We start from the raw sequence: 13,305 nt of genomic DNA, 5'->3' as shown, positions 1-13,305 counted from the left end.
CGGAAAGGGCGGCCGGGACACGATGTCCTGGCCGCCCTTTCCGTTCCCCCGTGCCGAATTCAGCCGGTTCAGATCGTCGGGTTCAGCTCGTACCACTTGACGGGCGGCTCGTCGGGCCGCATCGGAAGCAGGAACCGGTCGATCTCGATATCGGCCAGCGTGTACTCCTGGAATCCGTCCCTGAAGCGGAACCGGATGGCCTCCGAACGCGGGTGGTAGTCGCTCTTCGTCAGCTGGCGGAGAACGGCCGCCTCAGGCTGGAGCATGAAGAGGAAATAGCCCTCGACGCCATTCATGTACCGCGAATGGTCATGCGGGTAGCACGGCGCGAAGACACTGATGAAGCATTCCTCTCCCTCCAGGATGAGGAACCACTTCGGGTCGGTCACGACGGCCGGGTCCATTCCGGCCGGCGCGTTCGCCGTCATGGTGCGGTGCAGGAACTCCACGAAGTTCCGGAAGAGCTGCTGCAGGTCGTCGAAGGAGTCGCCGAATATGTGTGTCGGAAACGCGTACACGTAGCCGTCGACCACGTCCGTGCCCAGCACCCGGATGTACTGCCGCACGCTCGGCAGCGAGTTCCGCATGTTCTCCTCGAAGGAGAGGCTCTCGTCGTAGGAGGGCGGTCCCCACAGCGTCGACTTCTGCGCGAACGGACAGAAGGTCTCCATCTGGATGGGACGCATGATGCCGGTCGACTCCGCCCGCGACGGGTCGAACTCGTCGGAGGCGACCGGGACGTCCGGCCTGCGCCGCGAGTCGAAGTGCCGGAACAGGTGCTCGGCGAGGTCGTCGGCCGAGTCGAAGCCGGCGAAGGCGGCGGTGAGCAGTCCGGGAACCGAGTGGCGCAGGGCCACGACGCCCGGGTCGCTGCCCTTGCGGGCGTCGGAGCGGTAGAAGGCCATGGTGTCGCGTACCGGGGCGAAGGCTTCGGCGACGCGGACCGCGGTCTCCTCCGGCGCCACGGGCTTCCCGGCCCACAACGACGCCTCCGTCAGGTCGACGGGAAGGGAGGCGTCGTTGAAGGCCTGCTGCAGGGAGACGCCGTAGGTGTTGGCGAGGGCGACGATCGCCACCGTGATCTCCACCAGGTGCTTCTTCACTTCGTCCGGTTCGGCGCCGCCGCCGCCCACGAGCTGCTCAAGGGCAGCCGCCTGGGTGGCCGCGTGCGTGTCCGCCGACCCCGGTGCCCAGTAGGGACCGATGTCCTCGACCATGCGGCGGACCGCATCCTGGAGACGTGTGACGTGCAGCTTCACTGCTCTTCTCCCTGCCTTTCAGATGGACCGGCGCGTCAGGCCGCCGCGCCGGGGGACGCCTTGCGCACCAGGAACGGGCCGATCACGAGGTAGTCGATCTCGGTCTTCATGAAGGTGTTCACCGCGTCGGCCGGGGAGCAGATGATCGGCTCCTGGTCGTTGAACGAGGTGTTGAGCACCATCGGGACACCAGTGAGAGCCTTGAACTCGCTGATGATGCCGTGGAACCGGGGGTTCACGTCGGCCCGCACCGCCTGGATGCGGCACGTGTTGTCGACGTGCAGCACGGCGCCCATGCGGTCGCGCTTGTCGGCCTTCGCCGGGTACGCCATCAGCATGTAGTCGGCCGCCGTGGTCGCCTTGGCGACCTCGAACCACTCGGGCACGGCTTCGCTGAGCACGCTCGGCGCCAGCGGGCGGAAGTACTCGCGGTGCTTGACCTTGTGGTTGAGCACGTCGCGCATCTCGCGCCGGCGGGGGTCGCCGATGATGCTGCGGTTGCCCAGGGCGCGCGGGCCGAGCTCCATCCCGCCCTGGAAGAGGCCGATGACGTGGCCCTCGCTGAGCAGCTTGGCGACGTCCTTCTCGAAGTCGGCGGCACGCTCGAACACCAGGCCCTCGCGGCTGTTGAGCTCGGCCTCGATCTGCTCGTCCGTGAAGGACGGGCCCCAGTAGGCGTGGCGCATCTCGGGAGCGCGCTCCTTGCCCAGGACGTCGTTCCACACGTGCAGGGCCGCACCGAGCGACAGACCGCCGTCGTGCGCGGCGGGCTGGACGTACAGCTCGTCGAAGGGGCCCTGCTCGAAGGCGACCTGGTTGGTGACGCAGTTGAGGGCGACACCGCCGGCCAGGCAGAGCCTGCGGGAGCCGGTCAGCTCGTGCAGGTGGCGCGCCATGTGCAGGACGAGCTCGTTGGTCTTCTCCTGGAGCGCTGCCGCGATGTCGTGGTGGACGTCTTCCAGCGGCGCGTCGGCGGGGCGCGGGGGCACACCGAGGACGGACTCCAGGCCGGACGTGTCGGCCGACGGCGGGTAGTACAGGATGTCGCTGAACTTGAGCAGCTCGTGCCGCATGTCGAAGCCACCGTCTTCGGTGGTCCAGGCGAGCTTGTCGAACGCCTCGGCGAACCGCTCGGGGTTGCCGTACGCGGCCAGGCCCATCACCTTGGCGGCGTCGTACACGCCGAAGCCGACGAAGACCGAGACCAGCTCCCACAGGTACCCGATGGAGGCCGGGTAGCGGACGCTCTGGACGCAGTCCAGCTTGTTGTCCTTGCCGTGGTAGAAGCGCGTCGAGTAGGCGTCGTCGCCGAGGGCGTCGACGACCAGCACCGCCGCGTCCTCGAAGGACGAGGCGAAGTACGTGGACGCGCCGTGGGCGGTGTGGTGGGCGACCCAGTGGAAGTCGCCGGTGAAGCCCAGCTCGGTCAGCTTCTTCGGGATGTTGGGCAGGTTTCCGAGGAACTCGGCCTGCTTCTCCGCGCTGTCCCAGGGCGAGGGCAGGCCGGAGTCCAGGACGGCCTGGATCTCGTCCGGGTCGGCCGCGCACGTGATGTGGTCGACGTCCGCGGGGCGGATGCCCGCCTTGTCGAGGCAGAAGTTGATCGCGTTCATCGGCAGCTCGTGGGGGTTGTCCGCACGGGCTTCCTTGCCGTGCTTGACGCGGTTGAACCGCTCTTCCTCCGCTGCGGCGATCACGACTCCGTCCTTGAGCAGACAGGCCGACGACTCGTGGTAGACCGAGTTGATCCCGAGAATGAACATGGGGGCTCCCTTGGTGGAGTGTCAGACCAGCGGCGTGTAGTTGAGGTTCGGGAAGTAGTCCTCGCGAGTTCCCTCGCGTCGGACGTCCCATGTGGCGCAGTGCAGCGACCCGCCGTACTCGAAGACGTTGCGGAACGGGATCGGGAAGACCTCGAACCCGCGGTCGGAGAGCATGTCCTGGAGGGGCTTCTCCTCGGCCTCGACGATGACCTTCGTCGGCGAGATGCTGAGGACGTTCATCGACAGCCACTTGGAGGACTGGCAGTACTGCGGCATGTCCTCGTTGCTGAGAACGGGCTGCGGTACGTCCACCAGCTCCCAGTCGTTGTCGAGGAACATCTTCTCCTCGCCCTCGCGCAGGGGGCGGTCCGGGTTGGTGAGGATCAGACCCGGGCGCACCGGCACGAAGGTGCAGTCGATGTGCGAGGGGAAGAAGTCGAGCGGGAAGTGCACCGGGTGGACGCGGAATCCGCGCGGCTCCAGGTGGCGCTTGAGCCAGTGGATGCCGGCCCGGTTGGTGGTCATCGATTCCTGGACGAGGATGTCACGGCCGAAGCGGCTCATGTCCGCGGCGTCGAAGACGACCTCGTCCTGGTTGATGCAGAACTCGAAGGAGTGCATCTCCGCGTGGCGCTTCTCCAGCGGCCAGTCCCAGAACTCCTCGCGGTACATGCCGTCGGCCATCGACGGCTTGGGCGCGGTGGTCCACTGGACGCGCGGGTCGGCGTTCCAGTACTCGTACACCAGCTTGCGGTAGGGCTGGTACTCGAAGTACCGGGCCCGGCGCGACATGGTGGCCTCGATGATCTCGTTGCCCATGGTGATCATGACGTCACGGGGGCAGACCGCGCAGTACTGGTTCTCGACCTCGAAGTCGGGGGTGCGCACGGGCGCCGAGAAGTCGTGCGTCTCGGGGCGGCGGACGGTGACGCCCTGGGACTCCAGGAGGTCGGCGAGACCCTGCAGCTCCTCGTTGGCCAGGTCGATGGCCAGCTTGGACTTCGGACCGGTCGGGAACGGGGTGTCGGGGTGGTTGCGGATCGAGGGGCGGCTGCCCGGCTCGGTCGGCTCGAAGTTGGCGTTGTCGGCGGAGCCGACCACCATCTCCTGCAGCGGATCCCATTCGTTCCAGGAGTTCACGACTGACGAAATCTGCATCTGTCCGGGTACCAATCTGTGAGTGTGTCAGTGGCGTTCGACTGATCTGGCGGTGTCGGCCGACGACTCAGTCGTACGCCTTCGAGAACAGGTCCACCACGTACGGACCGAACTGGACGGGCTCGTACCGGGGAGGGTTGTCGGCGTCGCAGCACACGTCGAGCGGTTCGATCACGGCGCCGTAGCGGGGTTCGAAGAAGAAGGGGATCGAGTAGCGGTCGACGGCGCCCGGCAGCTGCACCCGGTGCCAGGTGGCCCGGTAGCGGTCGTTGGTCCACCGCTGCATCATCTGGCCGATGTTCACCAGGAAGGTGCCCGGGATGTGCGGCGCGGGGATCCAGTCGCCCTCCGCGTTGCGCACCTCCAGGCCGCCGACCTCGTCCTGCTGGAGCACCGCGAGGAACCCGTAGTCGACGTGGGCACCGAAGCCGTGGTCCACCTCGTCCATGGAGAGGGCCTCGGGGGCCGTGCTGCCGATGGCCTCGTTGTACGGCGGGTAGTGGACCATCCGGAGGTCGCTCAGCTCGTCGCCGTGGTACGGAGCGAAGAAGTGCTCGTCCAGGCCGAGGCTGAGGGCCATGCCGGCGGAGATCCGCGCGCTGAGCCCGTACAGCTGGTCCCAGGCCCGCATCACGGTCTCCCGGAACGACGGCAGGGCCGGGGGCCACTGGCCCGGGTCGTCGAGCGGGTGGTCGTCGCGGCTGCGCGCCGCGGCGGCCGCCGCGATGGTGTCCGCGTTCCGGCCGGAGCGCGGCTGCAGATCGAGGCACTCGTGCCAGTCGGTCTTGCCGCCGGTGACCTCGCCGCCGAGGGGGACGAAGCCCCGGAACTGCTCGGTGATGCCGAGCCGGATCTTCATCTTCTCCTCCAGCGGGAGGGCGAAGAACTCCCGGGAGGCACGGAACATCGCGGCGCTGTCCTCCGCCGTGACGCCGTGGTCCTTGATGTAGAAGAAGCCGACGTCCCGGCAGGCCTGACCGATCTGCTCCACGGTCTTCCGGAGCTCTTCGGGCTCGGGGTCGGGAGTCACCAGCGCCGCGATGCTGATGACCGGAACCTCCTGGAAAGCCTGTGCCGCGGTGCCCTCGCTCAAAGGACCTCTCCCTTCTCGGCTCCCGTGTTAGCGGTCTCCCGCCCGGGAAAGATCACGTTCATCCGGTCCCACTCCAGCTGGCCTATGGGCGCGGACTCGGGCAGTTCGCTGGTGCCCGTCAGCCAGGAGTTGGCGCTGGGCACCGACAGCGGGCCGCTCAGCCGCGGGCTCAGCGCGCGGTCCATCGGGACCAGCTCGCGCTGGAGGTCGGGCAGGAAGAAGGACGCGTACGAGAGGCGCTCGGTGGTCAGGGCCGCGTTGCGGACCCGGTGGGCGCACGCCCGGTAGTAGCCGTGCGTCCAGATCTCCATGAGCTCACCGGGAAAGACGGTGAAGACGTCGGCCGGCGGCTCGACGCTCAGCCACTCACCGCTCGTGGACTCGGCCTCCAGGCCGGCCGCGTTCTGCAGCCCGATGGTGAGCAGGCCGCTGTCGGTGTGCCGCTCCAGCCGGGTTTCCTCGGCGCCGAATCCCTTGGGGTCGCGGTAGCGGATCAGCCGGGAGAAGGAGCAGAGCTCACCGCCGGTGACGCCCTTCTCCGGATCGATCGGCTGGTCGAGCGTCAGCTGGAGGCAGCTGAGCGTGGCCAGGGCGATCCGGTCCATGGCCGCCGAGTAGGCGTCGACGACGGCGCGGAAGCCGGGCAGCGACTCCTCGGCCGGCCACTGGTTCTCCCCGTACAGGCCGTACCAGTGCAGCTGTTCGCCCTCGGGCGCCGGAGTCTCCTTGCCGAACTCGAAGGACTCCTTGAGGTCCGGAACGCCGTTGGTGTACTCGGTGCCCTGGCTGACGTAGCCGCGGTAGTTCGGCGACGCGTTGATGTCCAGGGCCTGCTTGTCCGCCTCCGGCAGGGCGAAGAAGGCCCGGGTCTGTCCGTACAGGTCCGGGAAGAACGAGTCGCCGAGCTCACGGCGGGCGTCCACGTGGACCAGGGTGTTTTCCCGGAGGGAGGTGTGGAGGAGTTCCAAAGCTTCGGGTCGCTGCGCCTCCAGATCGGCGAGCGTGATGACCGGGATCATTCGTTCCCTACCTACGTCTGTGTTTCGGTGCGGGTCTGCGGGTCTGCGGGTGACGGGGAAGCCCGGGGGGCTTCCTGACTCCGGCTGTCAGGAGCCCCCGGGACGACGTCGTCGGTGTGGGGACCGCGGGGACCGCGGGGCGGTGTCAGGGGGCCGGCAGCTCGTCGACGCGCTGGTCGGGATCGCTGACCAGGGCTTCGAGCAGCGTCTGGAAGTACGTGCTCCAGGCGCGGGCGGTCTTCTCGTCGAACAGGTCCGTGCGGTAGTCGAAGTCCAGGCGGACACCGCCGTCGGATTCGAGACCGTCGAGCCGGAAGTCGACCAGGGCGAACCGGTTGGGAACCGCGCGGAACTCGGCCGTCAGCCCGTCGAACTCCGGGCACGGTACGGCCCGGTCCAGGTTGAAGACCGTGCGCAGCGGGAGCGGGAACGCCTCCGCCGACGATCCGGTGGCCTCACGCAGCCGGCTGAACGGCACTTCCTGGTGCTCGAAGGCCGCCAGGACCACGTCCCGCGTCCGGCGCAGGTGGTCCGCCAGGGTGGCGTGCGGGGCGAGTTCGCTGCGTACCGGAAGGAAGTGGGCGCAGTAGCCGACCACTGTCTCGCTGCCCTTGAACGGCCGGTTGGCCTGAGGCGTCCCGATGACGACGTCGTCCTGGCCGGTCAGCTTGTGGGTCAACACACCATACATGGCGAGCAGGGTCATGAACAGGGTCGCTTTGTGGCTCCGACCTGCCCTTTTGACCGCTGCGCTCAGCTCGGGACCAAGGGTGGTGGTGATCCGTCCGCCACGGTGCGTGAGCGCGCCGGCACGCTCTCGGTCGGCCGGAAGCAGGGTGTCGGGGAAGCCTCCGTCGAACCGCTCCAGCCAGTACTTCAGCTTGGCGTCCAGCTCCGGGCGCGGCTGCTGCTGCCAGGCCACGAAGTCACGGTGCTGCAGCGGCTGGTCCAGGCCGGCGTCCGTGCCCTTGCGCTCCGCGGTGTACAGCGCCGCCAGCTCCTCGACCATCACCGTCACCGACCAGCCGTCGGAGACGATGTGGTGGGTCAGGAGCGTCAGGTGGTGAAGCTCGTCGGCGAGCTTCAGGACGGTGATCCGGAGCAGCGGGCCCTCGGCCGTGTCGAGGGGGGCGTCCATGGCGCCCCGCCACCATTCCGCGACCGCGGAGTCCTGCTCGTCGGCGGGGACGGCCGTGAGGTCGACGACCTCGACCGGGACCGCGGTCACGGGCCTGATCTCGGCCAGCTCCCCGGAGGGGAAGACCGTGCGCAGGGACTCGTGCCGGGCGACGAGCGTGTTCGCCGCGCGGCGGAGCGCGGCCAGGTCGAGCGGTCCGCTCAGCCGGATGTCCTCGGGGACCGTCCAGGAGGGGCCCTCGCCCGGCGTGCCGCGCTCCAGCGCGAGCAGTTCCCGCTGCTCCTCGCCGAGCACCGTGGTGTGCGGGACGCTCTCGGGGGCGGGCGGCAGGAAGTCGCCCGCACGCATGGCCGCGATGGACTCCTTGACGGCGGTGACGATGCCGTCGATGTCCTCGTCGGTGTGGGCGGTGGACAGGAAGCAGGTCCTGCCCTCCCAGATGTAGATGCCGCGGGTCAGGAGGTGGAAGTGGAACACCTCGATGTCGAGCGGCTGGTACGCGTAACTGGCGTTGCCCTTCCAGGCGAACCGGAACACCGAGGCGAAGTGGAGCACCCGGATCGGCACGCCCTGGGCCTCGAAGAACGCGTTGAGCGTGTCCGCGAGCGCGGTCGTGCGGGCACTCAGCGTCCGCTGGAGCTCCGGTCCCTGTTCCCGCAGGTGGCGCAGGATCGCCCGGGTGCTGGCCATGGCCAGGGGGTGCATCTCGAAGGTGGAGCCGATGTAGGTCTTCTCGCTGTCCGGGTCGGGGCCCGGTCCGTCGGCCCAGACGCCGCCGTCGACCCGGTCGAGGAACTCGGCCTTGCCGGCCACGACGCTGACGGGCAGCCCGCCGCCGACGACCTTGCCGTACGCGGCGAGGTCGGCCCGCACGCCGAAGTGGGCCTGGGCGCCGCCCGGGTGCACGCGGAAGCCGGTGATCACCTCGTCGAAGATCAGCGGAACGCCGAGACGGGTGGTCAGTTCGCGCAGCTCCTTGAGGAACTCCGCGGGCTGGAGGGTGGGGTTGCGGCTCTGCACGGGTTCGACCAGGACGCCGGCCAGTTCGTGCGCGTGCTCCTCGATGGCCTTCAGGGCCGACGCGGAGCCGTAGGTGAGGATCAGCGGGTCCTGGGCGGCGCTGGGGGAGATGCCCGGCGCCATGGGCACGGAGTGCGTGGGGTCGCCCAGGACGTCGGGCAGGGCGAGCACCCGGTCGTCCTGGCCGTGGTACGAGCCGGAGAACATCACGAAGCGGTTGCGGCCGGTGGCCGCCTGGGCCATGCGCAGCGCGCCGCGCACGGCGTCGGTGCCGGTCACGGCGAAGAACAGCCGCTCCATGCCGGTCATCTCGCAGATGAGCTCGGCGACCTCGTCGGAGAGCGCGGAGATCGGTCCCGTCTGGAGCGCCAGGCCCAGCTGGTCGGAGACCGCCTCGGTGACGAACTCGGGGTCGTGGCCGCAGAGCAGCACGCCGACGCCCATGGCGATGTCGATGTACTCGTTGCCGTCGATGTCCCAGAAGTGGGAGCCGCGGGCCCGCTCTCCGATGACCGGGTACGAGACCGAGCGGGTCTCGGGCCGCACCGAGCGCATCCGGGTGTCGGCGCGCAGCGCGCGGTAGTCGACCGCGCGGGCCAGCGAACCGGCGGTGCGCTTCTTGTACGTCTCCAGGAGGTCGTCCAGGTGCCGCTGCTGCCGTGCGGTGAGGACGCGCGGCGGCGTGGCGGGGGCGTCGGCCTTCTTCCGCGCGGGCCTCGGCGCGGGCACGGGCGCGAGCGCGGCCGCGGACTCCGTCCGGGGCGCGGCCGGTGCCGCCTGGCCCGCGGTGATCCCGTGCCGGGTGAGCACGTCGAGCTGCTGGGACATCACCTGCAGCTGGGCGGCCATCAGCCGGCTGATCGCGTCCTGGTCCGCCGGGTCGCCGGGAAGGGCGAGGGGCGGGTTCCGCACGGTGTCCCGTACGAGTTCCACGGCCGCGGTCGCCGCCGGGGCAGCCGCCGGGGCCGGGGCCGCCGCGGGGGCCGCCGCCGGCTGCTGCGGGTCGTCGGGCAGCGGGTGCCCGGCGGGGACCTCGGCGTCCAGGTGTCCGGCTATGGCCTCCAGGGTGTCCAGGTCGTCGAAGAGCCGGCCGACGGTGAGCTCCACCCCGTACAGGTCGGTGATGTCCTGGATGAGGCGCACCATCAGGAGCGAGTCGGCGCCGAGGTCGACGAGGCTGGACCCCGGCTCGACCTCCTGCGGTGTCATCTCCAGCCCAGCGCTGACCCGCTCCCGCAGATCGGCCAGGATGCGGGCCCGCCGTCCGGCTCCCGCGGCCGGGTCGGAACCGTGCACCGTGTTGAGGGGTTGCTGAGACACCGTCGTTCCTTCTGTCTGTGTGAACCAGTGGGGCGAGCGCTGGAAGGGATAGGTCGGCACCGGTACCCGCTGCCGGTGGTACGGGGAGTCGAAGGCGGCCCAGTCGATGTCGACTCCGGCCGTGTGCAGTTCGGCGACGCTGTGCAGCAGCTGCTTCCAGTCGTCGCGGCCCTCCCACAGCGAGGACAGCCAGCGGACCGACGGGCCGGTCCAGCTCTGCCGTCCCAGGAGCTGGAGCACCGGCTGCGGGCCGATCTCCAGGAGCACTCCGGGACCCTGCTCGGCCAGTGCGGCCATACCGTCCGAGAAGCGCACCGGCTCCCGCATGTGGCGACGCCAGTAGTCGGCGTCGACCGAGGTGACGGGGGCCCCCGTCACATTGGAGATCATCGTGATGCGCGGAGCGGTGAACGTGATTCCGGCGGCGACCTGTCCGAACTCGGCCAGCGCGGGCTCGATCATGGGCGAGTGCGGAGCGTGCGGGATCTTGAGCAGGCGACCGTCGTGGCCGTGCTCCTTGAGCTGGGCCAGAGCGTCCTCGACCGCGTCGGCGAAGCCGGCGACGAGGGTTTCGCGCGGTCCGTTCATCCCCGCGACGCCGACCCGGCCGGCGAGACCTTCGAGGACGGGCGCGATCTCGTCGGGGGCGGCGAAGACGGCGGCGGTGGCGCCTCCCGAGGTCGCGTCCTCGATGAGCCTGGCCCGGCGCGCGACGAGCTTGAGCCCGTCCTCCAGGGAGAAGAAGCCCGCGACGCAGGCGGCCGCGTACTCACCGGTGCTGTGCCCGATGACCGCCCGCGGCTCGACGCCCCACGACTGCCAGAGCGTCGCCAGCGCGTACTCCAGCGCGAAGATGGCGGGCTGGGCGTGCGAGGTCCGCTCGATCAGGCCCTCCGCGGCGCTGCCGGGCTCCGGGTACAGCACGTCGATCAGCGGGGCGTCGAGGATGCCCAGCTGGTCGAGGATCTCCCCACAGCGTTCCAGCGTCCGGCGGAACCCCGGGTGCGTGTCGAACAGCAGCCTTCCCATGCCCGCGTACTGCGAGCCCTGGCCGGTGAAGAGGAAGGCGACCGGCGGCTTCTCGGTGGCGTGCCCGGTCGAGACCCGGGCACGGCGTCCCTCGGCGAACGCGGACAGCAGGTCGGCCGCGGCGGCCCCGTCGGCGGCCGGTGCCACCAGCCGGTGCGCGAAGCCGGTGCGTCCCGACGCGGCGGTGAACGCCACGTCCGGGAAGGACGGCGAGGGCTCCCTGCGCAGGAACTCGGCGTACCGCCCGGCGAGTTCGCGCAGGGCCTCGGGGCTACGCGCGGAGAGCGACAGGACGTGCTGCGGGCGGTCGGGCTTCTGCTGCTCCGAGGGGGGCGTCGCCGGTGCCGCCTCCAGCACGATGTGCGCGTTGGTGCCGCTGAACCCGAACGAGCTGACGCCCGCGGCCCGGGTGCCGGCGGGCCAGTCCCGCACCTCGACCGGAACCTCGACCGGCAGCTCGGCCCACGGGATGTGCGGGCTCGGCTCGTGGAAGTTGAGGTTGGGCGGGACCTCCCCGTGCTTCAGCACCTGGACGGCCTTGATGAGACCGGCGACACCGGCCGCCGCCTCCAGGTGCCCGATGTTGGTCTTCGCGGCGCCGATCAGGAGCGACCCGGACGAGCGGCGGTCACGGAAGACGGTGCCCAGGGCGTCCACCTCGATGGGGTCGCCCAGTTGGGTGCCGGTGCCGTGGGCCTCCACGTAGCCGACCTCGTGCGGGGCGATCCCGGCGTCGGCGAGCGCCTTGCGGATGACCTCCTGCTGCGCGAGCCCGTTGGGGGCGGTCAGCCCGTTCGTACGGCCGTCCTGGTTGACCGCCGTGCCCCGGATCACCGCGTGGACGGGGTCTCCCGCCGCGAGGGCGTCGTCGAGCCGCTTCAGTACGACCATGCCCGCGCCCTCGCCCCGCGCGTAGCCGTCGGCGCGGGCGTCGAAGGTCTTGCACCGTCCGTCGGCCGCGAGCGCCGAGCCCTTGCAGAACGCGACGAAGGCGTCCGGCGCCAGCATCAGGCTCACCCCGCCCGCCAGCGCCATGTCGGACTCGCCGCTGCGCAGGCTGGCCACCGCCAGGTGCGTGGCCACCAGCGCCGACGAGCAGGCGGTGTCCAGCGCGAGGTTGGGCCCGCGCAGCCCGAGGTGGTACGAGAGGCGTCCGCCGGCCACGCTCAGGGCGGTGCCGGTCACGTCGTGCATCTCGGTGGAGTGCGCGCCCTTGCTCTGCATCTGCTGGAGGTACTCGGCCTCCGAGATGCCGACGAACACGCCGGTGTTCGTGCCGGCGAGGGACCGGGGGTCGTGCCCGGAGTCCTCCAGGGCCTCCCAGGTCACTTCGAGGAGCAGTCGCTGCTGCGGGTCGAGGCGCTTGGCCTCGCGCGGGGAGATGCCGAAGAAGGGCGCGTCGAACCCGGCGACGTCGTCGAGGAAGCCGCCCCTGCGGCAGTACATGCGGCCCTCGGCGGACGGGTCGGCGTCGTAGTACGACTCCACGTCCCAGCGGTCGGCCGGGATGTCCCCGATCGCCTCGCCGCCCGCGCGCAGGAGGTTCCAGTAGGCGTCCGGATCGGGCGCCGACGGCAGTCGGCAGCCCATGCCGATGACGGCGATCGGCTGTGACTGGTCGCGTTCCAGTTCCTTGACCCGGGCACGCAGACCGCGGATGGCGGTCAGGGCCTTCTGGAGCCTGATGGCATCGGCGCTGTCGTGTCGGTCGGTCACGGCGTGAGGTCCTCGTCGTCGTTGATCAGTAGATCGAGTTCACGGTCGACATCCGCCCGGAGGTCGTCCAGGGCGAGGTCGGAGGGCAGGCCGGCCTCGGCGGCCGTGTCCAGGGCGAGTTCCTGCAGGAGGTGGCCGAGGAGCTGTTCGACCGTGGGGTAGTTGAAGGCGACGGTCGAACCGAGGGACACGTCCAGGTCCTTCTGCAGACGGTTGCGGAGGCCGACGACCATCAGCGAGTCCATGCCCAGTTCGGAGAAGGCGGCGTGCCCGTCGACGCGGTAGCCGGCCGGCAGCTCCAGCAGCCCGATGAGCTGCTGCTCCAGGTACCCGCGGAGCAGGTCCTTCCGCTCCGCCGCCGGCGCCTCGGCCAGGCGGTCGGGCCAGGAGACGGCCGCGACGGGAGGTGCCGTCCTCGGCTGTTCCCGGCGGGGAGCGCGGACGGTCGGCATGACGCCGATCTGCGCGACCGGCGCGCCGAGCAGGGCGCGCAGCGCGTCCAGGCCCTGGTCCGGCGGGATCATTCCCGAGCCGCCCTTGGCGAGCCGCTCCGCCATGCCCGCCGCCATGCCGACCTCGGCCCACGGGCCCCAGTTGATCGAGAGGCCGGGCAGGCCGGCCGCCCGCCGGGAGGCCATGAGGCCGTCCAGGAAGGCGTTGGCGGCGGCGTAGTTGCCCTGTCCGCCGTCCTCCAGGAGGGCGGCGACGGAGGAGAAGGCGACGAAGAAGTCGAGTGCGGTGCCGCGTTCGCGGACGACGCGGTCCAGTTCGACGGCGCCGCGTACCTTCG

General features: G+C 70.3%; 7 protein-coding genes. All 7 read right to left on the bottom strand.

Features of this window, described 5'->3' with window-relative positions; genetic code table 11:
- Window positions 1–68: 68 nt before the first annotated feature.
- Entirely contained in the window at window positions 69–1,259 is a 1,191-nt protein-coding gene (locus tag AB0G79_RS00035; protein WP_360797839.1) for a hypothetical protein, read from the bottom strand.
- Window positions 1,260–1,294: 35 nt separating this feature from the next.
- Window positions 1,295–3,022 (bottom strand): carbamoyltransferase C-terminal domain-containing protein, encoded by a 1,728-nt coding sequence (locus tag AB0G79_RS00030; RefSeq protein WP_360797837.1) that lies wholly within the window; start codon window positions 3,020–3,022, stop codon window positions 1,295–1,297.
- A 21-nt stretch (window positions 3,023–3,043) separates the two neighbouring features.
- Window positions 3,044–4,180: a glycine amidinotransferase gene (locus AB0G79_RS00025; RefSeq protein WP_360797835.1), complete on the bottom strand. Its 1,137-nt coding sequence runs from the start codon at window positions 4,178–4,180 to the stop codon at window positions 3,044–3,046.
- A 67-nt stretch (window positions 4,181–4,247) separates the two neighbouring features.
- On the bottom strand, window positions 4,248–5,273 hold the full coding sequence (locus AB0G79_RS00020; RefSeq protein WP_360797833.1) for a 2-oxoglutarate and iron-dependent oxygenase domain-containing protein: 1,026 nt from the start codon (window positions 5,271–5,273) through the stop codon (window positions 4,248–4,250).
- Window positions 5,270–6,292, bottom strand: coding sequence for a 2-oxoglutarate and iron-dependent oxygenase domain-containing protein (locus AB0G79_RS00015; protein WP_360797831.1), 1,023 nt, complete (start codon window positions 6,290–6,292; stop codon window positions 5,270–5,272). The genes AB0G79_RS00020 and AB0G79_RS00015 overlap by 4 nt, the downstream gene beginning before the upstream one ends.
- A gap of 145 nt (window positions 6,293–6,437) precedes the next feature.
- Window positions 6,438–12,515 (bottom strand): aminotransferase class III-fold pyridoxal phosphate-dependent enzyme, encoded by a 6,078-nt coding sequence (locus tag AB0G79_RS00010; protein WP_360797829.1) that lies wholly within the window; start codon window positions 12,513–12,515, stop codon window positions 6,438–6,440.
- The coding region (locus AB0G79_RS00005) for a beta-ketoacyl reductase (protein ID WP_360797827.1) at window positions 12,512–13,305 on the bottom strand (794 nt) is incomplete at its 5' end. The genes AB0G79_RS00010 and AB0G79_RS00005, both read right to left, overlap by 4 nt.

It is taken from the genome of Streptomyces sp. NPDC020807 (genome assembly GCF_040641575.1).
In the GTDB taxonomy this organism is placed as follows: domain Bacteria; phylum Actinomycetota; class Actinomycetes; order Streptomycetales; family Streptomycetaceae; genus Streptomyces.
The sequence above is the reverse complement of the archived record's forward strand: the minus strand, read 5'-3'. Positions and strand labels throughout refer to the sequence as shown.

Excerpts from the sequence above, each read along its gene's own strand:
- AB0G79_RS00030 (WP_360797837.1), bottom strand. The coding sequence starts at position 3,022 with ATGTTCATTCTCGGGATCAACTCGGTCTACCACGAGTCGTCGGCCTGT.
- AB0G79_RS00025 (WP_360797835.1), bottom strand. The coding sequence starts at position 4,180 with ATGCAGATTTCGTCAGTCGTGAACTCCTGGAACGAATGGGATCCGCTG.
- AB0G79_RS00015 (WP_360797831.1), bottom strand. The coding sequence starts at position 6,292 with ATGATCCCGGTCATCACGCTCGCCGATCTGGAGGCGCAGCGACCCGAA.